Source organism: Campylobacter sp. IFREMER_LSEM_CL1085 (assembly GCF_025772235.1).
Taxonomy (GTDB): Bacteria; Campylobacterota; Campylobacteria; order Campylobacterales; family Campylobacteraceae; genus Campylobacter_D; species Campylobacter_D lari_D.
Genome location: NZ_JAKMRU010000040.1, coordinates 1 through 1,229 on the forward strand (window position 1 = coordinate 1; position 1,229 = coordinate 1,229).

Annotated in this window: 1 protein-coding gene; it reads right to left on the minus strand. The window is 34.3% G+C overall.

Annotated features, from left to right (window positions below; translation table 11 throughout):
• A partial coding sequence (locus L8W56_RS08705; RefSeq protein WP_263660027.1) for a flagellin hook IN motif-containing protein occupies window positions 1-1,113 on the minus strand: 1,113 nt, incomplete at its 3' end.
• Window positions 1,114-1,229 lie beyond the last annotated feature (116 nt).

A 1,229-nucleotide genomic window follows, 5' to 3' on the forward strand; every position in this document is an offset into this window, starting at 1 on the left:
TCTACCCTTTGATTCTCTTAAAGATACAGAAGCTTGAGAAATCATTTGAGTCGTACCCATACCTATAGTAGAAAGATTACTTCCTGATATTAAGATGTCTTTACCATCATTTTTGATTAAAGATAAACGGCCATAGTTTTTATAATCTTTTTGCATTATGCCTGCACCAGGACCCATACTACCACCTATTTCTATACCTCTACCATCTCTTGAAGTTAATACAAGTCTACCATTAGCATCTCTTGAAGCTTCTACACCAGTGCTATCTTTAACTGAATTTATAGCAGCTACTAAGGCTCCATTTTGATCACTATCTTGATATTCTATTCTACCTATCTTCACTCCATTTATAGCAAAATCATCACTCGTAACACCAGCTTTTATAGGACCAACACCCGTAGTTTCAACTAAGAAATTTGCTCTAACACCTGTGATATCAGAAACTCTATTAATCTCTTCAGCTAAAGCACCAAGTCCTGTTCCTACTGAAGTAGAAATCACCACAGGTTGGAATTTAAAATCATCTACCCCATTATAGTTTTTAATAGTAAGTTGAGCTATACCACTGTCTTTAGCTTGAGAACCTGTTTCAAATCTAGTTACACCTATTTTAGAACTTTGAGTTGGACCTATGCTAGCTTTTACGGTTTGATTTGACTGCGCACCGAGTTGGAATTCTTGATTTATAAAGTTTCCGCTTAAAAGCTGCTTGCCATTAAATGCTGTGGTATTAGCTATATTATCAAGTTCTTCCATCAAACGATTAATATCAGCTTGAAGCATATTTCTTGTTTTAGTGCTTTGTCCATCTTGTGCTGCCTGAGTAGCTTTTACTTTGATAGTATCTAAGATTTTAAGCTGCTCATCCATAGCCTTATCAGCTGTTTGTAAAATACCTATAGCATCATTACCATTATTTATTGCTTGACCTAAAGTTGCAGCTTGTGATCTTAAGCTATCTGCTATAGCCATACCTGAAGCATCATCTGCTGCGGAGTTGATTCTAAGACCTGAACTAAGTCTTGATAAAGACTTATCAAGCTCTCTTGCTGTGATAGTTGAATTTGCATGTGCATTCATTGCACCTATGTTGGTGTTTATTCTAAAACCCATTTTAAATCCTTTCAAAATATTGCTTAGAACTTTTAAAGCAATAAATGTTCCAATTTTAAAGAGTATTTTAAAGAGTATTTTAAAGAGTATTTTAAAGAGTATTTTAAAGAGTATTT